This window comes from Caulobacter sp. (assembly GCF_039596335.1).
GTDB lineage: Bacteria > Pseudomonadota > Alphaproteobacteria > Caulobacterales > Caulobacteraceae > Caulobacter.
Window position 1 is genome coordinate 246,940 of the sequence record NZ_JBCNJZ010000008.1, and the last position, 23,662, is coordinate 270,601.

16 protein-coding genes are annotated in these 23,662 nt (G+C 68.9%); 13 read left to right on the forward strand and 3 right to left on the reverse strand.

All coding sequences use genetic code 11. From position 1 onward, the window contains the following. The first annotated feature begins 59 nt into the window (after positions 1-59). Complete coding sequence (locus tag ABDW31_RS18740; protein ID WP_343699403.1) at positions 60-908, forward strand: rhamnogalacturonan acetylesterase; 849 nt, start codon at positions 60-62, stop codon at positions 906-908. On the opposite strand, the gene ABDW31_RS18745 is transcribed toward ABDW31_RS18740, so the two are convergent. Then, positions 905-1,297 (reverse strand): RidA family protein, encoded by a 393-nt coding sequence (locus ABDW31_RS18745; protein WP_343699404.1) that lies wholly within the window; start codon positions 1,295-1,297, stop codon positions 905-907. The two genes, ABDW31_RS18740 and ABDW31_RS18745, sit on opposite strands and share 4 nt — an antisense overlap. Before the next feature lie 99 nt (positions 1,298-1,396). On the opposite strand from ABDW31_RS18745, the gene ABDW31_RS18750 reads away from it, so the two are divergent. The 5 genes from ABDW31_RS18750 (at position 1,397) to ABDW31_RS18770 (ending at position 8,165) form a co-directional block, all read left to right on the forward strand. Then, positions 1,397-2,293, forward strand: a complete 897-nt coding sequence (locus tag ABDW31_RS18750) for a LysR family transcriptional regulator (RefSeq protein WP_343699405.1) — start codon at positions 1,397-1,399, stop codon at positions 2,291-2,293. Between the two features lie 169 nt (positions 2,294-2,462). After that, the gene (locus ABDW31_RS18755) at positions 2,463-3,953 is read left to right on the forward strand and encodes a pectate lyase (protein WP_343699406.1); all 1,491 of its coding nucleotides are present in this window, start codon (positions 2,463-2,465) and stop codon (positions 3,951-3,953) included. After that, positions 3,950-5,326 (forward strand): pectinesterase family protein, encoded by a 1,377-nt coding sequence (locus ABDW31_RS18760; RefSeq protein WP_343699407.1) that lies wholly within the window; start codon positions 3,950-3,952, stop codon positions 5,324-5,326. Before ABDW31_RS18755 ends, ABDW31_RS18760 begins: the two co-directional genes overlap by 4 nt. A 252-nt stretch (positions 5,327-5,578) precedes the next feature. Then, the gene (locus ABDW31_RS18765) at positions 5,579-6,265 is read left to right on the forward strand and encodes a response regulator transcription factor (protein ID WP_343699408.1); all 687 of its coding nucleotides are present in this window, start codon (positions 5,579-5,581) and stop codon (positions 6,263-6,265) included. Between the two features lie 7 nt (positions 6,266-6,272). After that, positions 6,273-8,165 (forward strand): ATP-binding protein, encoded by a 1,893-nt coding sequence (locus ABDW31_RS18770; protein ID WP_184722952.1) that lies wholly within the window; start codon positions 6,273-6,275, stop codon positions 8,163-8,165. Here the strand turns inward: ABDW31_RS18770 and ABDW31_RS18775 are convergent. Next, positions 8,155-8,790 (reverse strand): arylesterase, encoded by a 636-nt coding sequence (locus tag ABDW31_RS18775; protein WP_184722949.1) that lies wholly within the window; start codon positions 8,788-8,790, stop codon positions 8,155-8,157. The two genes, ABDW31_RS18770 and ABDW31_RS18775, sit on opposite strands and share 11 nt — an antisense overlap. 57 nt (positions 8,791-8,847) lie before the next feature. On the opposite strand from ABDW31_RS18775, the gene ABDW31_RS18780 reads away from it, so the two are divergent. The 3 genes from ABDW31_RS18780 to ABDW31_RS18790 all read left to right on the forward strand — a co-directional run bounded on the left by ABDW31_RS18780 (position 8,848) and on the right by ABDW31_RS18790 (position 14,978). After that, on the forward strand, positions 8,848-9,516 hold the full coding sequence (locus ABDW31_RS18780) for an ATP-binding cassette domain-containing protein (RefSeq protein WP_343699409.1): 669 nt from the start codon (positions 8,848-8,850) through the stop codon (positions 9,514-9,516). 8 nt (positions 9,517-9,524) lie between these two features. Further along, on the forward strand, positions 9,525-12,047 hold the full coding sequence (locus ABDW31_RS18785) for an FtsX-like permease family protein (protein ID WP_343699425.1): 2,523 nt from the start codon (positions 9,525-9,527) through the stop codon (positions 12,045-12,047). Positions 12,048-12,218: 171 nt separating this feature from the next. After that, positions 12,219-14,978: a TonB-dependent receptor gene (locus ABDW31_RS18790; protein ID WP_343699410.1), complete on the forward strand. Its 2,760-nt coding sequence runs from the start codon at positions 12,219-12,221 to the stop codon at positions 14,976-14,978. Positions 14,979-15,114: 136 nt separating this feature from the next. On the opposite strand, the gene ABDW31_RS18795 is transcribed toward ABDW31_RS18790, so the two are convergent. After that, positions 15,115-17,247, reverse strand: a complete 2,133-nt coding sequence (locus ABDW31_RS18795; RefSeq protein WP_184722940.1) for an alpha-galactosidase — start codon at positions 17,245-17,247, stop codon at positions 15,115-15,117. Between the two features lie 124 nt (positions 17,248-17,371). Here ABDW31_RS18795 and ABDW31_RS18800 point away from each other — a divergent pair, with 124 nt between their 5' ends. The 4 genes from ABDW31_RS18800 to glpD are packed head-to-tail and all read left to right on the forward strand — an operon-like array spanning position 17,372 to position 23,658. Further along, complete coding sequence (locus tag ABDW31_RS18800) at positions 17,372-19,336, forward strand: beta-galactosidase (protein WP_184722937.1); 1,965 nt, start codon at positions 17,372-17,374, stop codon at positions 19,334-19,336. Next, complete coding sequence (locus ABDW31_RS18805) at positions 19,333-20,664, forward strand: dienelactone hydrolase (protein ID WP_343699411.1); 1,332 nt, start codon at positions 19,333-19,335, stop codon at positions 20,662-20,664. The genes ABDW31_RS18800 and ABDW31_RS18805 overlap by 4 nt, the downstream gene beginning before the upstream one ends. Before the next feature lie 23 nt (positions 20,665-20,687). Next, entirely contained in the window at positions 20,688-22,127 is a 1,440-nt protein-coding gene (locus ABDW31_RS18810; protein ID WP_184722934.1) for an SLC5 family protein, read from the forward strand. A 52-nt stretch (positions 22,128-22,179) separates the two neighbouring features. Then, positions 22,180-23,658 (forward strand): glycerol-3-phosphate dehydrogenase, encoded by a 1,479-nt coding sequence (gene glpD / locus ABDW31_RS18815; RefSeq protein WP_184722931.1) that lies wholly within the window; start codon positions 22,180-22,182, stop codon positions 23,656-23,658. Positions 23,659-23,662 lie beyond the last annotated feature (4 nt).

The window sequence follows — 23,662 nt, forward strand, 5'->3', positions numbered from 1 at the left end:
CTAACCTCCCCTGGGGAAGGCCTTGCACGGGCCTTCCCCTTCTTTTTTGGAGCTTTCGAATGTTCAGGCGGACGCTGCTGGCCCTCTCGGCCCTGGCTTGCGTGGCGACCTCGGCGCAAGCGGCCGAGCCCGTCGCGCGTGAGTTTCCCAAGGCCATCGCGCCGTCGAAGATCATCCTGGTGGGCGACTCCACCACGGCGGTGATCGGCGGCTGGGGCCCCAGCTTCTGCGCCTATCACGTCACCTCGTTCGCGGCCTGCGTCGACCTGGCGCGCGGCGGCCGCAGCTCGCGCACCTACATGCAGGAGGGATCCTGGACCGTGGCGCTGAACGAGGCCAAGGTCGCGGGCTACAAGACCACCTGGGTGCTGATCCAGTTCGGCCACAACGACCAGCCGGGCAACTCGCGCTCGACCGAGCTGGCGCAGGAGTTTCCCGGCTATATCCGCCGCTATGTCGAGGACGCGCGCGCCGTCGGGGCGACGCCGATCCTGGTGACGCCGCTGGTGCGCCGCGCCTTCAAGGACGGCCAGCAGATCAATGACCTGGCGCCCTGGGCCGAGGCCGTGCGCAAGGTCGCCGCCGAGACCGGCGCGCCGCTGATCGATCTCAACGCCCTGAGCGCCAAGGCCGCCCAGGATCTGGGGTCGCAGAAGTCGGAACTGTTCGCCCAGCTGCCGCGCAACACCGCGCCCAAGGGGGCGGCGCCGGCCCGGGCCCAGACCGAGGTCAATGTCCAGCCGACGGCGACCTATCGTCTGTCCTATGACGACACCCACCTGGGCGAGGAGGGCGCCGACTATATCGCCGCGATCATGGCCCAGGCCCTGGCTGACACGGTCCCGGCGATGCGGCCGGTGCTGATCGTCGAGCGCCGGCCGGACCGTCGCAAGGCGCTGCTTCCCTAGCCGGGAATGCGGGCGACGACCTTGATCTCGAAGTCGAAGCCCGCCAGCCAGGTCACGCCCACGGCTGTCCAGTTGGGATAGGGCGCCGGGCCGATCTCCTCGGCGCGGACCTTCATCACCGCCTCCAGCTGGGTCTGCGGATCGGTGTGGAAGGTTGTGATGTCGACTACGTCCTCCAGGCCGCAGCCGGCGGCGGCCAGCACCGCGCGCAGGTTGGCGAAGGCGCGGCGGACCTGGTCCTCGAACACCGGCTCAGGCGAACCGTTCGCGCGGCTGCCGACCTGGCCGGAGACGAACAGCAGGTCGCCCGAGCGGATCGCCGCCGAGTACTGGTGCAGGTCGTAAAGGGCGTGACGGTCGGCGGGGAAGACAGCTTGGCGCTGGGACATGTCGGGGTCTCCGTTTGGATTGGCCGGCATGACCTATGAGCGGCGAGATCTGCGCACTAGGCGTTGAAATCGGCATGAACTGATGTGAAATCACCACCAATGCCGCGCCCGTCCCTCAACGATCTCTCCGCCTTCCTGGCCGTCGCCACCCATCGCAGCTTCCGGCGCGCCGCCGATGAGCTGGGCGCGGCGCCCTCGACCGTCAGCCATGCGGTGCGCGGGCTGGAGGAGCGGTTGGGCGTGCGTCTGCTGAACCGCACGACCCGCAGCGTCTCGCCCACTGAGGCCGGCTTCCAGTTGCTGGACCGCCTGCAACCGGCCCTGACCCTGCTAGACGAGGCGCTGGAAGGGGCCATGGCGTCCCAGGGGCGCGTGGTGGGCTCGGTGCGGATCAACACCCCGCGCATTCCGGCCGCCATGCTGGTGCGCGACGTCCTGCCGGTGATGGCCGAGCGCTATCCGGACGTCACGGTCGACATCGTCGTCGAGGGGCAGCTGGTTGACATCGTGGCGGGCGGCTTCGACGCCGGGGTGCGGCTGGTGGGTTCGATCCCCCGGGACATGGTGGCCGCGCCGCTGGCCGAGGCCGTGCGGTTCCAGTGCGTGGCCGCGCCGGCCTATCTCGATCAGGCCGGCGTCCCGCAGGCGCCCGAGGATCTGAAGCGCCATCGCTGCATCGGCCATCGTCTGCCGGGCGGGAAGCTCTATCGCTGGGAGTTCGAGCGGGCCGGGCAGGCGGTCATTATCGAGACGACCGGGGCGGTGGTGCTGGACGACGAGGAGCTGATGGTCGAGGCCGCCGTTAGGGGGTTGGGCATCGCCTATGTCGTCGCCCCGGCCGCCGAGGCCGCCCTGGCTGCGGGCCAGCTGCTCGAGGTGCTGGCCCCATGGACGCAGGCCGCCGAGGGTCTGGCCCTCTATTATCCCGGCCATCGCGCCGTGCCGCCGGCCCTGCGGGCCTTCCTGGACGTTGTCCGTGAGATCAACCGAAAATAGCGCTTGTCATACCAGTGCTTTCGCGGTGCTCTCTACGGCAAATCCGTTGGAATACGGGGGAGGAAACATGTTTTCGCGACGCAGGCTGCTCGTTTCGGCCGTTGGACTCTCGCTCTGGGCCGGTCCTGTTTTGGCCAAAAATGTTACCGCTACCGAAGTTAAGGCGACGATGGCCCGGGCCACGCGCTTCATGACCGACAAGGTGGCGGTGAAGGGCGGCTACGTCTGGTCCTACCTCGCCGACTTCTCGCGCCGTTGGGGCGAGATGGAGGCCTATCCGACCATGATCTGGACCCAGGCCCCGGGCACGACGGAGATGGGGCAGACCTTCCTGGACGCCTATCGCGCCACCGGCGACGCGATGTACTACGCCGCCGCCGAGCAGGTGGCCTCGGCCTTGATCGCCGGCCAGCACCCGGCCGGCGGCTGGAACTACATCATCGACTTCGCCGGCGAGGCGTCGCTGAAGCGCTGGTACGAGACCATCGGCGCCAACGGCTGGCGGCTGGAGGAATTCCAGCACTACTACGGCAACGCCACCTTCGACGATCACGCCACGATCGAGTGCGGCCGCTTCCTGCTGCGCCTGCACCTGGAGAAGGGGGATCCGAAGTACCGCGCGGCCGTCGACCGTTGCGTCGACTTCGTCCTGAACAGCCAATATCCGAACGGCGGCTGGCCCCAGCGCTGGCCGCGCATGGGCGAGTTCTCCAAGCAGGGACGGCCCGACTACACCGGCTTCATCACCCTGAACGACGAGGTCGCCGAGGAGAACATCTCGTTCCTGCTGCTGGTGTTGCAGCAGCTGAAGGAAGAGCGGGTGCGCGCGCCTCTGATGCGGGCCATGTCACTGATGGTCGACCTGCAGCAGCCCAAGCCGACGCCGGGCTGGGCGATGCAATATACGATGGACCTCAAGCCCGCGACCGGCCGCACCTACGAGCCGGCCTCGATCACCCCGCACGGCACGGCCGCGGCGGTCGGGCAGATGCTCGACTACTACCAGCTGACCGGCGATCCGAAGTACCTGGCGCGGGTGAGCGAGGCGATCGACTGGATCGCCAGCGTCGAGATCCCGCTCGCCAAGCGCGGCTCGGACGGCCGCAACTTCTATCGCGACTACGAGCCGGGGACCGGGCGACTGCTGACGGGCCATCGCAGCGGCTCCAACAGCCAGAATGGTCGCTTCTGGTCGGAGTTCGCCAAAGATGACGCGACCCCGGCCAAGCACATCAACGTCGCCGCCCTGCGCGCCCGCTACCAGCGGGTGGCGGCCATGACCCCCGAGCAGGCCACCAAGGACTCGGCGCTGCTGGGGCGCGGGCCCTCGCTGCTGCCGCCCTATGTGGTCAGCCACGTGGGCGGCTCTGACCTCAATGTCACCGTCTACGACGACAAGAAGACCGCCGCCGTGGCCGAGTTGGTCGCGGGCCTGAACGCCGAGGGCTACTGGCCGGTGGAGTTGCGCACGACCAGCCATCCCTACAAGGGGCCAGGTCCCGCCCAGCCGCCGCCGGGCTTCGTCGATCCTGGGCAGGTCGGCGACTCGTGGGACACCTCGCCCTTCACCCTGCCGCGCGGCCCGATGGGCATCTCGACGGGGGCCTACATCAACAACATGGCGCGCTTGATCGCCTATCTGCGGACTCAAAAGGCATGACGACTTTCGCGATGACGCGCCGCGCGGCGCTGGCCGGTATCTCGGCGCTTCCGGCTGCGGCCATGGCCGCGCCCAAGGCCGCCGAGGAGCGCTACGCCCTGGTTCCCGACATCGTGGTGGCCAAGGACGGCTCGGGCCAGTTCGACTCCATCCAGGCGGCGCTGAAGTCGATCCCGGCCAGCAATCGCGAGCGCAAGGTGATCTTCGTCCGCAACGGCTTCTACGACGAGGTCGTCCGGGTCGATGCGCCCTATCTCACCCTGCGCGGCGAGAGCCGCTTGGGCGTGCGACTGCAGTCCAACCGTCCGGCCGAGGGCATCAGCGGCGACGTCGGCCAGGGCGTGCTCAACATTGTTCCGACGGCCCACGACTTCGTGCTGGAGGCCATGACGGTGCACAACACCGTCACCAAGGCCGGCCCCCATGCGTTCGCGGTGCTGGGCCGCGCCGACCGCTCGATCATCCAGGACGCCGACGTCCTCAGCCTCGGCGCCGACACACTGTCGATGTGGCGCACCGCCAAGAGCGCGGCCGAGAATGGTCTGTCGGAAGGTCCGGGCGCGACGCCGCTGACCCAGGATGGCGGCCGCTACTATCACAATGGCTTGAGGGTGATCGGCTCGGTCGACTTCGTCTGCCCGCGCGGCTGGTGCTTCATGGAGAGCAGCGAGATCGTCCAGGTCTATCCCCGCGCCGAGGCCGCCGTCTGGCACGACGGCAAGGGCGATCCGGACAAGAAGTTCGTCATGAAGGCCTGCCGCTTCGACGGGCCGGACAACTACTTCCTGGGCCGTCATCACCGCGACGCCCAGTTCTACTTCATTGACTGCAGCTTCTCGGCGCGCACACGCGACAAGGCTCCCTACACCGTCTCGTATCCGCTGGACGGCGGCCCGCCGACCCCGGCCGACGTCGAGCGCAACAAGGTCGTGGCCGCCGACACGCTGTGGGGCGACCGCAACTACTTCCACAACAGCCACCGTGACGGCGGCGACTACGCCTGGATGGCCGACAACCTGTCGACCGCCGTGGGCAAGCCGACGGCCGCCAAGATCGACGCGGCCTGGACGTTCAAAGGGACATGGGATCCGGCCCGCACCGACGGTCCACGCGTCACCGGCGTCGCCCAGCAGGGCCAGACCGTGCGCCTGACCTTCGACCGCCTGGTGACTGTGAAGGGCGCGCCGACGCTGGCTTTCGAGGGCGGCGAGACCGGGGCCTATGTTGAGGGCAGCGGCACGAACGCGCTGGTCTTCCGCAAGCCGTCGGTCACGGCCAAGGCCAAGCGCCTGGACTTCGCGGCCGGCGTGGTCATCGCCAGCGAGGGCGTTTCGCGGATCGTCTTCGCCAAGGTTGATCTGCCGCGCGGCTAACGGCTCGGGGCGTCGTCCGCCGCGAGCCGGGGAGGGGCTCGCCCTGGTGCGCGATGCCCCTCTCCTTTGCGCCCCCACCGACGCGAGCCCTTCGCAAGCCGCTGCTCACGGCGACCATTGACGCTGTCTAGTTGCCGCGCGAGGGCTGGCGGAGCAATGTCCGGCCTGTCGCAAGATGTGATGACGCCGGCTGGCGCGGAGTCTGCGATGGCTTCCGGGGCAAGGAGTTCGTCGAGAGACGGAGAAAGCGGAATGAGCAGCGAAGCCGCGTCGTCGACGCCGCTGAAGGTCGCCTTGGTCGAGGACGACACCGCCTTCCAGGAGGCGTTTCGCACCGCCCTGGCCGGCGCGCCCGACCTGACCATGACCGGCGTGGCGGCCACGGCCGCCGAGGCCCGCGGCCTGCTCTCGGCCTCGCCCGCCGACGTCCTGGTCGTGGATCTGGGGCTGCCCGACGGCTCGGGCATCGAGATCATCGGCGAGGCCAATACCCGCTGGCCCGGCTGCGCGATCATGGTCGCAACCACCTTTGCCGACGAGCGCCACGTCATTGCGTCCATCGAGGCGGGGGCCAGCGGCTATCTGCTGAAGGACAGTCCGCTGCCGACCATCGCCGAGGACATCCGCATCCTGCACGCCGGCGGCAGCCCGATCAGCCCGCGCATCGCCCGCCAGGTGCTGATGCGCTTCCGCCCCGATGAGCGGCCGGCCGAGGCGAGCGATGGAGAGGTCGAAGGCAAGACCATTCCTAGCCTGTCGGACCGCGAGAAGGAGACGCTGCAGCTGATCACGCGCGGCTTCTCGTTCGACGAGATCGCCGAGCTGATGGGCGTGTCGCGCAACACCGTGCTGACCTTCGTGCGGCGCATCTACGCCAAGCTGGAGGTCCGCTCGAAGACCGAGGCGGTGTTCGAAGCCCGGGCCTATGGTCTCGTCTAGACGGATCTTGACCGGGACGGCCTGGGCGGTCGCGGCGATCGTCGCGCTGATGCTGGTGTTGGCGATCGAGGATCGCGGCGGCGAGCGGATCACCGCCGCACAGATGACCGCGACCGCCACGGTCGGATATCAATCTCCGCCGGCGATCATCACGGACTGGCCTCAGGGCGGTCACAGCGTACGTCTGCCTCATGCGCCCACGCCGCTGTGGGCGCCCAGGATCCATGCCGCGCCTGAGGACCTTCCCACCCAGATCACCTGGTATGCGCTGCAGGTCCCTCCGCTGCCCGACGCCGGCCAGCAGCTCTATCTCTACATTCCGCGATGGAAGTCGGATGGCACGCTGGCGATCTATGCCGACGGCCAGCTGATCCGCCAGTCGCACGCCAACCTGCAATGGAATGGCTCGAACCAGCCGCTCTGGATCGCCTTGCCCCGCACGGCGACCTCGCACCCGCCCGCGAGGCTGGACCTGCGGCTGCAGCACGTGCGCGGTATCGGCGGCGCGTTCTCGTCGGTGTGGATCGGCGATTACCATCAGCTGGCCCCGCGCTACTTCGCGCGCGACCTGTTCCAGGTGCGCCTGCCGGCCTTCTCGACGGTCGCGTTCCTGGCCACCGGCGTCTTCGCGCTGTTCGTCTGGTTCAGCCGTCGGGGCGAGCGGATCTATCTCCTCTACTTCCTGACTTCTGCGGTGTGCTTCCTGCGGATGCTGCACACCTTTGTAGGGGGCGAGCCGCTGGTCCTGTCCGACGCCTGGTTTGGCTGGGTGACCGTCAACTCGACCTTCTGGATGATGCTGGCCCTGCATCTGTTCGTGGCCGAGCTGCACCGCGTGCGCCAGCCGCGGCTGACCGCCGCCATCGTCGTCATCGGGGGCGGCTGGGGCGTGGTCACCCTGCCGGGGATGCTGGACCCGACGATGATCGCCGCGCCGATCTACGCCAACATGCTGACCCTGGGCCTGCTGGTGACGTTCAACGGCATCCGCCAGTCGGTGCGGGCCGGCTCGCGCTTCGCCTTGCTGCTGTCGACCTGGTGCCTGGTCACGGTCATGGCCGGGGTCTACGACCTGGGTCTGCAGCAGAACCTGGTCGATATCGAGAGCGTCTATTTCACCAACTTCACCGGCGTCGGGTTCACCCTGCTGTTCTGGTACATCATGCTCAGCCGCTACATCGAGGCGCTGGCGACCGCGACCCAGGCAAAAGCCGATCTGGCCCGGCGCCTGGCCCAGCGCGAAGTCGAGCTGACCGCCAGCCACACTCGCCTGCGCGAGGTCGAGAATCGCGAACTGCTGCACCAGGAGCGGCAGCGGCTGATGCAGGACATGCACGACGGCCTGGGCTCGACCCTGGTCACCGCGCTGCGAGCCTTCGAGAACGACCGCGCCACCAATCTGGACGCCGTCGACATCCTGCGCGGCTGCATCGACGACCTGAAGCTGACCATCGACTCGATGGAGCCGGTCGAGACCGACCTGCTGCTGCTGCTGGCCACCCTGCGCTTCCGGTTGCAGCCGCGTCTGGAGGCCGCCGGGGTCAAGTTGGTCTGGAGCGTTGGCGAGGCGCCGCCGCTGGAATGGCTGGACCAGCGTCACGCCCTGCACATCCTGCGCATCCTGCAGGAGGCCTTCGCCAATATCCTCAAGCACGCCGGGGCGCGCGAGGTGGCGGTGGCCGTGCGGGTCGAGGGCGACCAGGTGGTGGTGCGGGTGCAGGACGACGGCCGTGGCTTCGATCCGGCGCGCTCATCGGGCGGGCGCGGCCTGGCCAACCAGCGTCGTCGCGCCGAGGCGATCGGCGGGGTCATCCGCTGGGAGCCGTCCGGCCAAGGCAGCATCCTGGCGCTGATCCTGCCGGTGCAAAAGCCTCAGCGGGCGATCGTCATCAGGTCTTGAGCGCGCGGGCAACGATCGGGGCCAGGGCCTCGCCGATCCGCTTGGCGCCGGCGGCGTTGGGGTGGATGCCGTCGCGCTGCATCAGGGCGCGATCGCCGCGCACTCCCGCCAGCATGTTGGCGTACAGCGGCGCGCCGAACTCCTTGGCCAGGGCGGGATAGACCGCGTTGAACTCGCGGGCGTAGGTGGCGCCGATGCTGGGTGGCGCGCCGACGCCGACCAGCACGACCTTGACGCCTCGGGCTTTCAGCTTTTGCAGGATGCCGCGCAGATTGGCCTTGGTCTGGTTGGGCTCGACGCCTTGCAGCAGGTCATTGCCGCCCAGGGCCACCACGCAGACCTTGGTGTCGGGAGCGACGCTGAAGCCCACCCGCGCCAGGCCGCCGCCGCTGGTGTCGCCCGAGACCCCGGCCGCTCGGACGACCGCCGAGGCGCCCAGCCGCCCCAGCGCCGCCTGCAGCTGGGCCGGCATGGCGTCCTTGGCCGGCAGGCCCAGTCCGGCGGTGATGGAATCGCCCAGCACGGTGACGACCGGCGCCTTGGGCGCGGCGGCGATCTGCGTCAGCAGGCCAAGGCCCAGCAAAAAACGGCGGCGGCTGGGAAAACGCTGTGCGGTCGGGCTCATGCCTTCCTATGTAGGTCTGCTGCCGGCGGAACAAGGACCGGTCTTGCTGGAACGCCCATGACCGAGCCCCTGGTTCTCGACGCCGTCGCCCTGACCCTGCCGTCCGCGGCGGGCCCCGTGAACATCCTGCGCGGCGTGGATCTGGTGGTAAAGCCGGGCGAACGGGTGGCGGTCATCGGTCCGTCGGGCTCGGGCAAGTCGTCGATGATCGCCGTCGGGGCCGGACTGGAAGAACCGACCGCCGGCGTGGTGCGCCTGTTCGGCCAGGACCTGGCCAAGCTGGACGAGGACGGCCGGGCGCGGCTGCGGCGCGGCCGCGCGGCGCTGGTGTTCCAGTCCTTCCACCTGCTGCCCAACATGACGGCCGAGGAGAACGTCGCCACGCCGCTGGAGATCGCCGCCGCCGCCGACGCCTTGCCGACCGCGCGTGACTGGCTGGCCCGCGTCGGCCTGGCAGGACGCCTGACCCACTATCCGCACCAGCTGTCGGGCGGTGAGCAGCAGCGCGTCGCGTTGGCCCGGGCCCTGGCCGCGCGTCCGGCCCTGCTGTTCGCCGACGAGCCGACCGGCAATCTGGACGGGGCGACCGCCGCCTCGGTCGCAGACCTGATGTTCGATCTCGTCGCCGAGGTGGGCGCGGCCCTGGTCATGGTCACACACGACCCTGTTCTGGCGACGCGCGCCGACCGCATCGTGCGCATGGCCGACGGGCGCATCGTCGCGTGAGCCCCTCTCTGTCTAAGGCGCCGCTCGCCTTTCGTCTGGCCGCCCGCGAACTGCGCTCGGGCGTCCGGGGCTTTCGCATCTTCCTGGCCTGTCTGGCCCTGGGCGTGGCCGCCATCGCCGCCGCCGGCTCTACGGCTGACGCTTTCCGTCACGGCCTGGCCAGCCAGGCCCGCGAAATCCTGGGCGGCGACCTGTCGTTCTCGATCGAGAACCGGGACTTCACCGAGCAGGAACGCGCGGCCTTCGACAAGCTGGGTGTCACCACCTACGCCGCGGGCGCGCGGGCCATGGCCCAGGCCCCCGGCGGCGAGCGCCGCCTGGTCAGCCTGCGCGGCGTCGACGGCCGCTTCCCCCTGGCCGGGACCGTGCAGCTGGAGGGCGCGCCGAGCCTGGCCGGCGCCCTGGCCGACCGCGACGACCTGCCCGGGGCGGTGGTCGAGCCTGCGCTTCTGGATCGTCTGAACCTGAAGATCGGCGATCGGTTCGAGGTCGGCTCGCTGACCCTGGTCGTCCGCGCCCGGCTGATCAGCGAGCCCGACGGCCTGTCGCGCGGCTTCTCGATCGCACCGCGCGTGCTGGTGCGTGAGGACGTGCTGGAGCGCTCGGGCTTGCTGGCGCCGGGCGGTCTTTCGAACCGCGCGGTGCGGGTGGCCATGCCGGCCGACCAGGATCCGCGCGCGGCGGGCAAGGCCGTGCAGGCCGCTTTCCCGGACGCGCATCTGCGGGTGCGCGACCGCTTGGACAGCGCACCCGGCGCTCGGCGGCTGATCGACCAGCTGGAGTACTTCCTGGGCTTCATCGGCCTGGCCTCGCTGGTCGCCGGCGGCCTTGGCGTGGCCGGCGCGGTGTCGGCCTATCTGTCGACCCGCGAGCCAGCCATCGCGGTCCTGAAAGCCCTGGGCGCGCGCAGCGGCCTGATCCGCGACCTGCACCTGATCCAGATCGGCGTCCTGGCCCTGCTGGGCGTGGCGATCGGCCTGGCGATCGGGGCCGCCGCGCCGCTGATCCTGGGCCAGCTGGCCGGATCCAGCCTGCCGATCCCGGCGCTGTTCAAGGTGTATCCGTGGCCGCTGGCCAAGGCCGGGTTGTTCGGGATCCTGGCGGCGGCGGCGTTCTCGCTGATCCCCCTGGCGCGCGCGCGCAGCACCCCGCCGTCGGCCCTGTTCCGCCGCGCGCCCCGTGCGCGCCTGACGTTCGGGCTGGAGACCATCGCGGCCGTCGTCTCCGGCCTGGGCCTGGCGGCTCTCGCCGTGGCCACCGCCCCGACGCCGATGGCGGCCGGGATCATGATCGCCGGCGTGGCGGTCGCCTTCGGCCTGCTGTCGGCGCTGGGACGCCTGGCGGCCTGGATCGCGGGGAAGGTGCGGGTGCTGACCCGCGGTCCCGCCAAGCTGGGCTTGGCCAATCTGGCTGGACCCCGCTCGGCGGCCAGGACGGCGACCCCCGCCATCGGCCTGGGCGTGGCGCTGCTGGCCTGCGTGGTGCTGATCCAGTCGGCCCTGCTGGCCCAGGTCAGCGACGTGGCCCCGCGCACCGCCCCGGCCATGGTGTTCACCGAAATCCCCGGTGATCGCGCGAGCGCCTTCGACGCCACGGTCGCCGGCGTCACCGGACCGTTGAAGCCGGAAGCCTATCTGCGCATGCCGTTCGCCACCGGCCGGATCGTCGCCCTGAAGGGCAAGCCGGTCGACGTCCAGTCGGTGAAGGCGTCCGAACGCTGGGCGTTCGACAACGACATCAGCCTATCCCTGTTCGCCACGGAGCCGGCCAATGCCGCCGTGGTCGAGGGCCGCTGGTGGGGCGCGGACTATGCCGGTCCGCCCCAGGTGGCGATGAACATCGAGATCGCCGAGGCGGCCGGGCTGAAGGTTGGCGACACGATCACCGTCCTGGTGCTGGGCCGCGAGATCGAGGCCAGGATCGTCGCCCTGCGCAAGGTCGACTTCGGCGGCTTCGGGCCCAACTTCGCGCTGATTTTCAACCCCTCGATGCTGGAGGGGGCCGAGCTGCGCAGCGTGGCGATCGCCCGCCTGAGCCGCGATCACGAGGCGACCCTGACTCGCGTGCTGGGCCAGACCTTTTCGGGCGTGAACGTGATCAGCGTCCGCGAGCAGCTGGAATCGGCGGCGGCGCTGTTCGATCGTCTTGCGCTGGCCGTACGCGGCGCGGCCGCCGTTGCCGCCCTGGCCGGCCTCCTGGTCCTGGCCGGCGCCATCGCCGCCGGGGCGCGGGCCCGGGCGCGTGAGGCCGCCACTTTGAAGGTTCTCGGCGCCACGCGCGGCCAGATCCTGTTGGCCTATGTCATCGAGTATGGCGCGGTCGGCCTGATCGCAGGGGCGGCCGGCGTCCTGTTCGGCTTCGCGGCCGCCTGGCCCGTGGTGGTCAAGGTGTTCAGGGCCAGCTGGAGCGTCGACTGGAGCGGTGTGCTGGTCCTGCTGGGCGGCGCGACCGGCCTGGCCACCTTGGGCGGACTGATCGCCGCCGCCCTGGCCCTGTCCCAGCGCCCCGCGCCGGTCCTGTGCGGGGACTGAGCCGGCCTCAGAAAGCCTGACGGAAAACGCCGCGCACGGCGCAAAGACGCACGAGGGCGTTTGACGATCTCGTATTATTCTGATTTATCATTTTAATGAGACGCAACGACGTTTCGACAAAATGAGGTCGCTCGGCCGCGCCGAGGCGATCCCTTGCATGTGGAGGGAACTATGACTTGCAGCAGCAACGGCGGTCGGGGCCGTGCTCTCAATAAGCTGATGATCGGCGCCAGCCTGGGCGTGCTGGGCCTGGCGATCCTGCCGACGGCGGCCTGGGCTCAGACCGTCGAGCCGGACGCGGTCGACGAAATCGTCGTCACCGGCCTGCGCGCCAGCCTGACGCGCGCCATCGACGTCAAGCGTAACTCTTCGGTCATCGTCGACTCCATCGCCTCGGAAGACCTGGGCAAGTTCCCGGACAGCAACGTCGCCGAGTCGCTGCAGCGCATCACCGGCGTCTCGATCGACCGCAGCAGCGGCGAAGGTCGCTTCGTCACGGTCCGCGGCTTCGGCCCCTCGTTCAACAACGTGCTGGTCAACGGCCGCACCCTGGCCACGGAAAACGCCGGCCGCCAGTTCAGCTTCGACCTTCTGGCCGCCGAGCTGATCTCGGGCGCCGACGTCTACAAGAGCAACAACGCCACCCTGCAAGAGGGCGGCATCGGCTCGACCATCAACGTCAAGACCGCCCGCCCGTTCGACACGCGCGGCTCCAAGGCCATCCTCAGCGCCAAGGCGAACTATGAGGACCTGTCGGGCAAGTCGGCGCCGGAAGTGTTCGGCCTGTTCTCGACGCGCCTGGCCGACGATCGCATCGGCCTCTTGGGCTCGGTCTCGTACCAGAAGCGCAAGGCGCGGGTCGATACGGCCGCCACCAACGGCTATTTCCGCACCACGGCCGGTTCGGGCGCGGGCGCCCTGACCAACGTGCTGTTCCCGTCGAACTACGACCAGATCTCGGACCTGCAGGACCGCGAGCGCATCGGCGTGACCGGCACCGCCCAGTTCCGGGCCAGCGACACCCTGACCCTGTCGGTCGACGCGTTGTACAACAAGTTCACCGTGGCCTCGCAGGCCAACAGCGTCGGCCACTTCTTCTCGCCGGCCGACGCCAGCGCCATCACGCTGGACGCCAACCGCACGGTCACCAAGTTCTCGCAGAACACCAATTCGCACACGGACTATGTCAGCCGCACGTTCAACCGGCCGACCAAGCTGCGGGCCATCGGCTTCAACGCCGACTGGAACCCGACCGACCAGATCACCGTCAAGTACGACACCGCCTATTCGAAGGCCGAGTCCAACAATGGCGGCAACGAGATCTTCGCGGTCATCGGCTTCACCAACCCGGCGACCTTCAGCGGCAACGGCTCGAACGCGCCCAGCCTGACCACGGGCTCCAGCATCACCAACCCCGCCGTCGGTCGCGCCCACTTCGCGACCCGCGAGGGCGTTGATGTGTCGGAGTCGGTCTATGAGACCCGCCTGGATACCGAGTTCCGCACCGACTACGACGTGTTCAAGAAGCTGCGCTTCGGCGGCATCTTCACCGACCGCAAGAAGCAGAACGCCCTGGTCCGTTCGGACAACGACGTCGGCTGCGCCTATTGCGGCTATGGCATCCCCGTCCCGGCCGGCCTGCTGAAGACGTTCGATCCGGGGTCGTTCCTGAGTGGCGAGAGCGGCACGTTCCCGCGCCAGTGGCTGTCGTTCAACGCCGAGGACTACTTCAAATTCCTGGAGTCGGCCGCGGCCGGCAACGCCCAGGACGTCGCCGCCGGTCGTCCGGCCGGCGCCACCGCCGCCTTCGTCGCGTCGAAGAACGGCTATGCCGCCACCCGCCAGCCCTCGGCCTATGACGTCCGCGAGAAGATCGCCGGCGGCTATGTCCAGGCTGACTTCGAGGCCACCATCGGCGGCCTGCCTTGGAGCGCCACGGCCGGCCTGCGCTACGTCCACACCCAGCTGACTTCGAACGGCACCCAGCAGACGCTGCTGGACCTGCTGCCGATCATCGGCGACAGCACCGCCTACACGGCGGTGTTCGCCGCCACCTCGGCCCCGGTGTCGCAGAGCACGTCCTATGACGACTTCCTGCCGTCGCTGAACGTCAAGGTCGACGTGACGCCCGACGTCGTGGTTCGCCTGGCCGCGACCAAGACGCTGTCGCGCGCCAACCTGACGGATGTCGCCCCGCGCATCACCTTCACCAGCCTGCGCCCGGGCAACCTGGCGGCCAGCGGCGGCAACCCGCAGCTGAAGCCGTTCAAGTCGACCAACTTCGACGCCTCGGCCGAGTGGTACTACCAAGAGGCCGGCTATCTGACGGCGGGCGTGTTCTACAAGCGCATCGACGACTTCATCGTCAGCTCGCTGGGCGCGGAAACCTTCACCGTCGCCAATTCGGCGGGCAACTTCCCGGGCGGCTCGGCGACGTTCAACGTGCTGCGTCCGCGCAACGCTCAGAGCGCCGACGTCTACGGCCTGGAAGTGGGCTTCCAGCACACCTTCAGCTACCTGCCCGCGCCGTTTGACGGCCTGGGGATCACGGCCAACGCCACGATCGTTGACAGCAAGGCCAACCTGACGGCCGCGGCCTCGACCTTCGCGTTGGAAGGCCTGGGCGACAGCCAGAACCTGGTCGGCTTCTACGCCAAGGGGCCGATCGAAGTGCGCGTGGCCTATAACCGCCGCGACGGCTTCATCAGCACCGCGGCCAACGGCACCGGCGGCGAGCCGATCTTCACCAAGACCCAAGGTCAGATCGACGCCCAAGCCCGCTATCAGGTCTCGGACAACTTCTCGGTCTTCGTCGAGGGCACCAACCTCAACGGCGCCGAGACCCGGACCGTGGGCAACTACGAGAACCAGTTCCTGAGCCTGGTGGACACCGGCCCGCGCTACGCGGTCGGCCTGCGCGCTCAGTTCTAAGTCGAACGGCCGGGGCCAACACCCCGGCCGGCCTCGAGGCGCGTCTTCGGGCGCGCGTTTCTTCCCCAAGACCTACCTGCGGCAAGGGCGGCTCCTTTCAGAGCCGCCCTTCTTTTTGTCTTCGATTCCGGTTGCCTCAGCCCTGGCGAGACAGGTGCAGAATGAAGCCTGACTGGGGGTGCAGGCGCGGCAGTTGCAGGCCAACGGCCATCAGCGAACGACCGTCCAGCACGACCCCATCGACCAGCGCCTCGATCAGGGGCGAACGTAGCGGCGGGGCCTTGGGCCAGACCAGGGTCACGACGTAGGCTGCGGCGGCATCCAGGCCCGCCAGCTTCAGCCGGCCAGCGAAATAGGCGTCCTGCTCGTGCAGCAACGTGTAGGCGAACAGCGCCTGCGACCGGTCCTCGGCGACAATCCCGAAGGCCACTTCGTTCTCAGGGCGGTCCAGGCGGTGCAGGGCGCCGGTGTGGATCAGGTCGCGGAACAGCTTGTGCAGCGCCACGCCCTGGGCCAGTTCGGCCCGCTCCTCGGGCGTCAGGGTCAGGATATTGGCCTCGATGCCGAAGTGGCCGAACAGGGCCGTCTGCACCCGCGTGGCCATGGACACCCGGCGGCCGGTGATGTGGCAATCGGTCGGGCCGACGTGGGCGCCCATCAGCTCGGCGGGGATGAACATCGACGCGCCCTTCTGGATCGACAGGCGGTCCAGGGCGTCGTTGCTGTCCGAGGTCCAGATGCGGTCAGTGCGCTCCAGGATCCCGAAATCGGCGCGGCCGCCACCCGAGGCGCAGCTCTCGATCTCGACGGCCGAGTGGTTGGCGCGCAGGCGATCCAGCACCTCATACAGGCCCGCGATGTGGGCCTGGACGCCGCCCGCCCCGTCCGCGTCGCCTTGGTGGCTGATGTCGCGGTTCATGTCCCACTTCAGGTAGCTGATCGGGTGCTCGGTCAGCAGCGCGTCGAGCAGGCCGTAGAGATGCTCACGCACCTCTGCCCGGCCGAAGTCCAGAACCAGCTGGTTGCGGAATGACAGCTGCGGGGCCGGCGGACAGCCCAGCACCCACTCGGGATGCGCGCGGAAGAGGTCGCTGTCTGGATTGACCATCTCGGGCTCGACCCACAGGCCAAATTCCATGCCCGCCGCCAGCACGCGGTCGGTCAGGGGCTTGAGGCCATTCGGATAGACGCCTTCGTCGACCGTCCAGTCGCCCAGGCCCGCCTTGTCGCTGCGGCGACCCTTGAACCAGCCGTCGTCCAGCACGAAACGCTCGGCTCCGATCGCGGCTGCTGCGTCGACCAGCTGCGCCAGGCGCTCCTGGTCGTGGTCGAAGTAGACCGCCTCCCAAGTGTTGTAGTGCACCGGGCGCGGCTTGGCCCGCAGGCGCTGGTGCTGCGGCCGGGCGCGCATCCAGGCGTGATAGGCCTGGGACATGCCGCTGAGGCCGGCTTCGGAATAGGCGGCATAAAGCGTCGGAGAGAGATACTCGCTGCCCGGCGCCAGGCGCAGTTCGCCGGGCATGAACAGCTCACTCATCTGCACGAAGGCGCGGGCGTCCGACAGGGTCTCGGCGACGATCTTGTGGTTGCCGCTGGCCGCCAGGTGGAAGCCGTAGACCTCGCCCACCGCTTCACCCGCGGGGGCGCATTCGACGATCAGGCCGGGGAAGGCATCGTGCGAGGTGCGGCCGCGACGGTTCTCTCGCACCATGCTGCCCTGCTGCAGCGGCGTGCGGCGCATCTGGAACTCGCCGGCCCAGCGGCCGTCGAAATTGACCAGGTGGCGGGCCGAAGCGGGCAGGGGGATGGTCGGGGCCGCGCAAGCGTCGACGATCAGCACCGTGTCGCCGACATTGGCGATCGTGGTCGAGGCGACCAGCACGTCCTGGTCGGCGCGCAGCTCAAGCCGGTGGGTCAGGACGACGCCGGTGTGGTCGTCGCGCGAGGCGATCTCGACCGTGGCCGTGTCGATCTGGTCCACGCGTTCGATGCGCGTCCAGGTCGCCCACCCTTGGCCGTCGCGATGAGCTCGCAGGCCCGGCGTGCCGGGGAAGCCTTGGCCCGCCAGCGGCGTCAGCGACAGGGGCGCGGCGACGGCGGGCGAACAGGGCGCTTCCTCGCGCGCGGCCATCAGCGCCAGCGACAATGGGTCCAGGTCGCCGGCCAGTTTCGGCCCCCAATGCAGGATGGCCGGAGCGCCGTCGCGACAGTCGACAATCAGGGTCGAGGCCTTGCCATCGAGCCGGACGAAGGACGGAGAACTGGACATGGCGGACCTGCAAGGCAGAGATGGAGAGGGGGCGTCGGCGACGTGGCGAAGGTTGACGCTCGCTTTTTATAGGATAAATAAGACTGAAGAAAAGGCGCTCATTTAAGGGCGCCGGGAGTGAGACATGCTGGGCGTTTGCTACTACCCGGAACAATGGCCGACCAGCCTCTGGCGCGAGGATGCGCGCCGGATGAAGGCCCTGGGCCTGACCTATGTCCGGATCGGCGAGTTCGCCTGGTCGCGCTTCGAGCCCGAGCCCGGGTCCTACGATTTCGCCTGGTTCGACGAGATCATCGACATTCTGACCGAGGCCGGCCTGAAGGTCGTCATCGGCACCCCGACCGCGACGCCGCCCAAGTGGCTGATCGATCGCCACCCCGACATCCTGCCGGTCGATCCCAATACCGGCCGCACACGCGGCTTCGGTTCGCGCCGCCACTATGACTTTTCCAGCGAGACCTATCTGCGCGAGAGCGAGCGGATCGTCCTGGCCCTGGCCGAGCGCTATGGCGAGCACCCCGGCGTCGTCGGCTGGCAGACCGACAACGAGCTCAGCTGCCACGAGACCACGCTCAGCGCGTCTCCTGCCGCCCGCACGGCGTTCCAGGCCTGGTGCGCCAAGCAGTATGACAGCGTCCAGGCGCTGAACGCGGCCTGGGGCAATGTCTTCTGGTCAATGGAGTATCGCAGCTTCGACGAGATCGAGTTGCCGGTCGGCGCGGTCACCGAGACCAGCCCCGCCCACCGCATGGCCTATCGCCGGTTCTCGTCGGACCAGGTGGTGGCCTTCCACGACGCCCAGGTGAAGATCCTGCGCGCCTATTCGCCGGGCCGCTTCGTCACCCACAACTTCATCCCGATGAACGAGACCGGCGTCGACAACCACGCCGTGGCTGCCGATCTCGACTTCGCTGCCTATGACAACTACCCGCTGGGCCGCACCGACCTCCTGATGGCTCACGAGCCGGCCGAGGTGTTCGCGCCCTATATGCGCACCGGCCATCCCGACTTCGGCACCTTCTTCTTCGACCAGACCCGGGGCCTGGCCCCCGGCGCCTTCTGGATCATGGAGCAGCAGCCCGGTCCGGTGAACTGGGCCAACCACAACCCGCGCCCCCTGCCGGGCATGGTGCGCCTGTGGACCCTGGAGGCCTTCGCCCACGGCGCCGGCGTCGTCAGCTACTTCCGCTGGCGTCAGGCCCCGTTCGCCCAGGAGCAGATGCACGCAGGCCTGCTGCGCCCCGACAGCACCCACGCCGCCGCCTGGCCCGAGGTCGAAGCCGTGGTCCGCGAGCTGGCTGGCCTGGACCTGGACCAGCATCCCACCGCTCGCGCCAAGGTCGCCCTGATGGTCGACGTCCAGGCCCAGTGGCTGGGCGAGATCGAACGCCAGGCCCAGAGCTATGACTACACCCACGTCCTGCTGGACCACTACCGCGCCTTGCGGGCCCTGGGTGTGGATGTCGACTTCGTCGATCCGAACGGCGACGTGTCGGACTATGCCCTGGTCGTCGTCCCGGCCCTGATGAACCCGCAGCCTGAGACGCTGGCCCGCCTGAAGGCCTCGTCGGCCATCGTGGTGTTCGGCCCGCGCTCGGGGGCCAAGACCCACGACGTCACCTTGCCCGAAGGTCTGCCGCCCGGTCCGCTGCGCGACCTGCTGCCGGTCCGCGTGCTGTCGGTCGAGACCCTGCGTCCCGACTGTCCCGCCGCCTTCGCGTGGAACGGTCAGGTCTATCCCAGCAAGACCTGGCGCGAGGAGATCGAGATCGCCGGCGAGGTCCAGGTCCTGGCTCGCTTCGACGAGGGCTACCCCGCCGTCGTCCGGGCCGGCAAGGCGATTTATGTAGCCAGCCTCAGCGATCACCGCTTCCTGACCGACTTCCTGGAAGGCCTGTGCGCCGAGGCTGGCGTCGCCACCCAGCGCTTGGAGACCGATGTGCGGATCCGTCGTCGGGGTAACCTGACCTTCGCCTTCAACTACGGGGCCGAGGCGGTCGCCGCGCCAGCGCCGCAGGACGCCAGGTTCTTGATCGGCGGCGAGACCATCGCACCCCGCGATTTGGCCGTCTGGACCAGCGTCGCGTGATCCGCCTGGCCGCCCTGGCGCTAGGCCTAGCGCTCGTCGCCTCTAGCGCTCAGGCGAGAGAGGTCCTGGCCGACGGGCCGCTGCTGTCGCGGGCGGGAGACTATCCCGTCGGCGTGCGTACCCTGACCCTGACCAATCTGGGCCAACCTGATCTGCTGACCAGCGACCTGATGGCCGGAACCATCGCCCGCCGCGACCGCGTGCTGCCGGTGACGGTCTGGTACCCGGCCGCCAAGCCCGCCGCCGACGCGGCCAAGGCCCAGTACAAACGCCCCGGGCCGACGCCGACCGCGCCGGACGTCGCCTACAAGACTGGCGGCGCCTATGCCGACGCCAAGCCGGTGCGGGGCCAACACTTCCCGCTGGTGGTGCTGTCCCACGGCTATCGCAACTGGGCGACAAGCTTCAGCGACCTGGCCGAGAACCTGGCCTCCAAGGGCTATGTCGTCGCCTCGATCGAGCACCGCGACCTGGAGCCCTCGGCCCTGCCGATCCCGCAGCTGTCGTTCGCCACGGTGCTGATCACCCGCGTCGCCGACCAGCGCTTCGTGCTGTCGCAGCTTCAGAAGCAGGCCGGCGAAGGTCCGCTGAAGGACGTCTACGATCCGGCCAACACCGCCCTGGTCGGCTATTCGATGGGCGGCTTCGGCGCGCTGACGACGATGGGCGCGGGCCTGGACCCGCAAGGCCCGCTGTACGGCCTGGTCCCGCACGCCCTGCTCAAGCCCTTCACCACCCTGGACCCCAGCTTCGCTGCCGGCGCGCCCAAGGGTGTCAAGGCCATGGTCGCCTTCGCCCCGTGGGGCGGTTCGCCGCCGCTGCGGGCCTGGAGCGCCGAGGGGCTGGCGGCCGTGAAGACGCCCAGCCTGCTCATCGTCGGCGACCAGGACGACGTCAGCGGCTACGAGCAAGGCGTCTCCTGGCTGTATGCTGGCCTGACCGGCGCCGACCGCTATCTGCTGACCTACGAGAACGCCCGCCACAACATCGCGCTGAACGGCGTGACGCCCGAAGAGGTCGGTAACTTCCAGGCCATCGAGCGTCACGAGGAACCGGTCTGGCGGCGCGACCGCATCCTGGCGATCAACAGCCACTTCCTGACCGCCTTCCTCGACGCCAAGCTGAAGGGCGACACCGCCCACGGCGCCTATCTGGCCGTGCCGAAGGAGAAGGCCTCGGACGGCGCCTGGCCGCTGGCCCAGGGCGCGTCGGTCGGCGACCAAGTCGCCAAGCCGGGCGACCCGGCCGGCTACTGGCCGGGCTTCCAACGCCGCTGGGCCATGGGCCTTCGCCTGCGCCACGACGCAGCTTCTACTCAAAACAAATAAGAACCACCGGAAACGCCCTCGCCATGCATCTGCAGACCACGCAAGCCTGGATCGCGCTGGGGCTCACCGCCCTGATCGGCCTGATCACCTACCTCAAGTGCCGTGGCCAGGGCCGCGGGGCCGAGGGCGGCAACAAGGAGTTCTTCCTGGCCGGCGGCGGGCTCTCGTGGATGTTCGTGGCCGGCTCGATCACCATCACCAACCTTAGCACCGACCAGCTGGTCGGCATGAACGGCAACCAGATGGCCCTGCTGGCCTGGTGGGAGCTGTCGGGCGTGGTGGGCCTGTCGATCCTGGCCTGGGTGTTCCTGCCCATCTACTACAAGCACAACTGCACGACGGTGACCGAGCTTCTGGAGAAGAAGTACAACAACGTCGGCATCCGCTCGACGATCGGCACCATCTTCCTGATCGGCAACGTCGTCATCTACCAGCCGATCATGCTGTACACCGGCGCGCTGATGATGAAGTCGATGTTCGGCCTGGACATTCCGATCATGGTGCTGGCCCTGGGCTTCGCCGTCGCCGGCTCGCTGTACGCCATCTTCGGGGGTCTGCGCGCCGTGGCCGTCACCGACACCTACAGCGGCATCCTGCTGCTGGGCATGTGCATGTTGGTGGTGTTCCTGTCGCTGCAGGCGATCGGCTTCGACTTCAGCGGCATCCCGCCCGAGCGCCTGACCATGATCGGCGGAAACGACTCGCCGCTGCCCTGGCACGTGCTGCTGACCGGCATGATCTTCATCCAGATGTTCTACTGGTCGACCAACCAGACCATCACCCAGCGCGCCATGGCCGCGCCCAACTTGAAGGAAGCCCAGAAGGGCGTCTTTGCCGCCACCGTCGTGCGCCTGCTGATCGTGCCGCCGATGGTCGTGATCCCCGGCATCGTCTCCTACAAGCTGTTCGGCCACCTGGGCGACGCGGCCTATGGCAAGATCGTCTGGCACGTGCTGCCCAACTGGATGTCGGGCATCTTCGCCGCCGCCATCGCCTCGGCCGTGCTGGCCCACTTCGCCAGCGTGCTGAACTCGTCGGCCGCCCTGTATGTCTGCGACCTGCACGAGAAGTACGTGAACCCCAAGCCGAACGTGATGCGTCTGTCGACGGTGTCCAGCGTCGCCTTCGTGATCGTCTCGCTGCTGCTGGTGCCGGTCTATGACGGGGCTGAGAGCATCATCAACCTGGTGCAGAAGCTGAACGGCCTGACCAGCATGCCGGTGCTGTCGGTGTTCATCGTCGGCCTGCTGTTCCGCAACGTGGACGCCCGCGCCGCCATCGCCGGCCTGCTGTTCGGGGTGGCGCTGTACGCCGTGTTCAGCTTCGTCTGGACCCCGCTGCACTACATCCACATGATGTTCATCACCCTCTGGACGACGGTGGCCTTCGCGCTGCTGCTGAACCGCTGGGTGTTCGGCAAGCAAGCCGAGTTCATCCTGACCCGCAAGGCGGCCGCCGCCTGATCCATAAGGGCGCGCGTGCGTTCAGCAGGACCGAAGCTAGAGTACGAGTAGAATGACCACCGACATCCTCCATGACCTCGCCGTCGTCGGCGGCGGCGTCAACGGCTGTGGCATCGCGCGTGACGCCGTGGGGCGGGGCGCGTCGGTGGTCCTGTTCGAACAGGGCGACCTGGCTGGCGCGACCTCGTCGGCCTCGACCAAGCTGATCCACGGCGGCCTGCGCTATCTGGAGCACTACGAGTTCCGCCTGGTGCGCGAGGCGCTGATGGAGCGCGAGGTGCTTTGGGCCATGGCTCCGCACCTGGTACAGCCCCTGCGCTTCGTGCTGCCGCATCACCAGGGGCTGCGCCCGCGCTGGATGCTGCGAATCGGCCTCTTCCTCTACGACCACCTGGGCGGCCGCCATCAGCTGCCGCTGACCAAGAGCTTGGACCTGCGCCGCGACCCGGCCGGCGCGCCGCTGGACCCGCGCTTCACCAAGGCCTTCGAATATTCCGACTGCCGCGTCGACGACGCCCGCCTGGTGGCGCTGAACGCCCTGGACGCGGCCGAGCGCGGCGCGGCCATCTACGTGCGCACCAAGGTCACCGCCGCCGAGCGCCTGGCCGACCACTGGCGGGTCACCACGACGAACGACGCGGGCGACACCGTCGTCACCCGCGCCCGCGCCCTGATCAACGCCGCCGGCCCGTGGGTAGACAAGCTGACCGGTCTCACCGGCCTGAAGGCCCCAGCCGGCATCCGCCTGGTGCGCGGCAGCCACATCGTCGTGCCCAAGCTGTTCGAGCACGATCGTGCCTACATCTTCCAGAACGGCGACGGGCGGATCATCTTCGCCATTCCGTACCAGGACGACTTCACCCTGATCGGCACCACCGACGCCGACCACCACGGCGATCCGGGCCAGGTCACGGCCACCGACGCGGAGGTCGCCTATCTCTGCGAGGCGGTCAGCGAATACCTGGCCAAGCCGGTGACGCCGCCGGACGTCGTCTGGCGCTATGCCGGCGTGCGGCCGTTGCTGGACGACGGCGCTTCGGACGCTCAGGAAGCCACGCGCGACTATGTGCTGAGCCTGGATGCGCCCCACGGCGCCGCGCCTGGCCTCAGCGTGTTCGGCGGCAAGATCACCACCTATCGCAAGCTGGCCGCCGCGGCCCTGGACGAGATCGGCCCGCACGTCGGTGTGCCGCTTACGCCGGCCTGGACCCACGCCTCGACCCTGCCGGGTGGCGACCTGCCCGACGGCCTGGACGCCTTCATCGCCGGCCTGCCCGCGCGCTATCCGGGCCTGGAGCGGGCGACCCTGCGACGCCTGGCCAAGGCCTATGGCAGCCGCATCGACCGATTGCTGGACGGCGATCTGGGCCAACACTTCGGCGCGGGCCTCTACGAGCGCGAGGTGCGCTACCTGATGGCCGCCGAATGGGCGCGGACCGCGGACGACGTGCTGTGGCGGCGCAGCAAGCTTGGCCTGCGGCTGGATGCGGCCCAGGTCGCCGCCCTCGACCAGTTCATGCGGGCCGCCTGAGACC

Excerpts from the sequence above, each read along its gene's own strand:
- ABDW31_RS18740 (WP_343699403.1), top strand. The coding sequence starts at position 60 with ATGTTCAGGCGGACGCTGCTGGCCCTCTCGGCCCTGGCTTGCGTGGCG.
- ABDW31_RS18745 (WP_343699404.1), bottom strand. The coding sequence starts at position 1,297 with ATGTCCCAGCGCCAAGCTGTCTTCCCCGCCGACCGTCACGCCCTTTAC.
- ABDW31_RS18750 (WP_343699405.1), top strand. The coding sequence starts at position 1,397 with ATGCCGCGCCCGTCCCTCAACGATCTCTCCGCCTTCCTGGCCGTCGCC.
- ABDW31_RS18755 (WP_343699406.1), top strand. The coding sequence starts at position 2,463 with ATGGCCCGGGCCACGCGCTTCATGACCGACAAGGTGGCGGTGAAGGGC.
- ABDW31_RS18760 (WP_343699407.1), top strand. The coding sequence starts at position 3,950 with ATGACGACTTTCGCGATGACGCGCCGCGCGGCGCTGGCCGGTATCTCG.
- ABDW31_RS18765 (WP_343699408.1), top strand. The coding sequence starts at position 5,579 with ATGAGCAGCGAAGCCGCGTCGTCGACGCCGCTGAAGGTCGCCTTGGTC.
- ABDW31_RS18775 (WP_184722949.1), bottom strand. The coding sequence starts at position 8,790 with ATGAGCCCGACCGCACAGCGTTTTCCCAGCCGCCGCCGTTTTTTGCTG.
- ABDW31_RS18780 (WP_343699409.1), top strand. The coding sequence starts at position 8,848 with ATGACCGAGCCCCTGGTTCTCGACGCCGTCGCCCTGACCCTGCCGTCC.
- ABDW31_RS18790 (WP_343699410.1), top strand. The coding sequence starts at position 12,219 with ATGACTTGCAGCAGCAACGGCGGTCGGGGCCGTGCTCTCAATAAGCTG.
- ABDW31_RS18795 (WP_184722940.1), bottom strand. The coding sequence starts at position 17,247 with ATGTCCAGTTCTCCGTCCTTCGTCCGGCTCGATGGCAAGGCCTCGACC.
- ABDW31_RS18800 (WP_184722937.1), top strand. The coding sequence starts at position 17,372 with ATGCTGGGCGTTTGCTACTACCCGGAACAATGGCCGACCAGCCTCTGG.
- ABDW31_RS18810 (WP_184722934.1), top strand. The coding sequence starts at position 20,688 with ATGCATCTGCAGACCACGCAAGCCTGGATCGCGCTGGGGCTCACCGCC.
- glpD (WP_184722931.1), top strand. The coding sequence starts at position 22,180 with ATGACCACCGACATCCTCCATGACCTCGCCGTCGTCGGCGGCGGCGTC.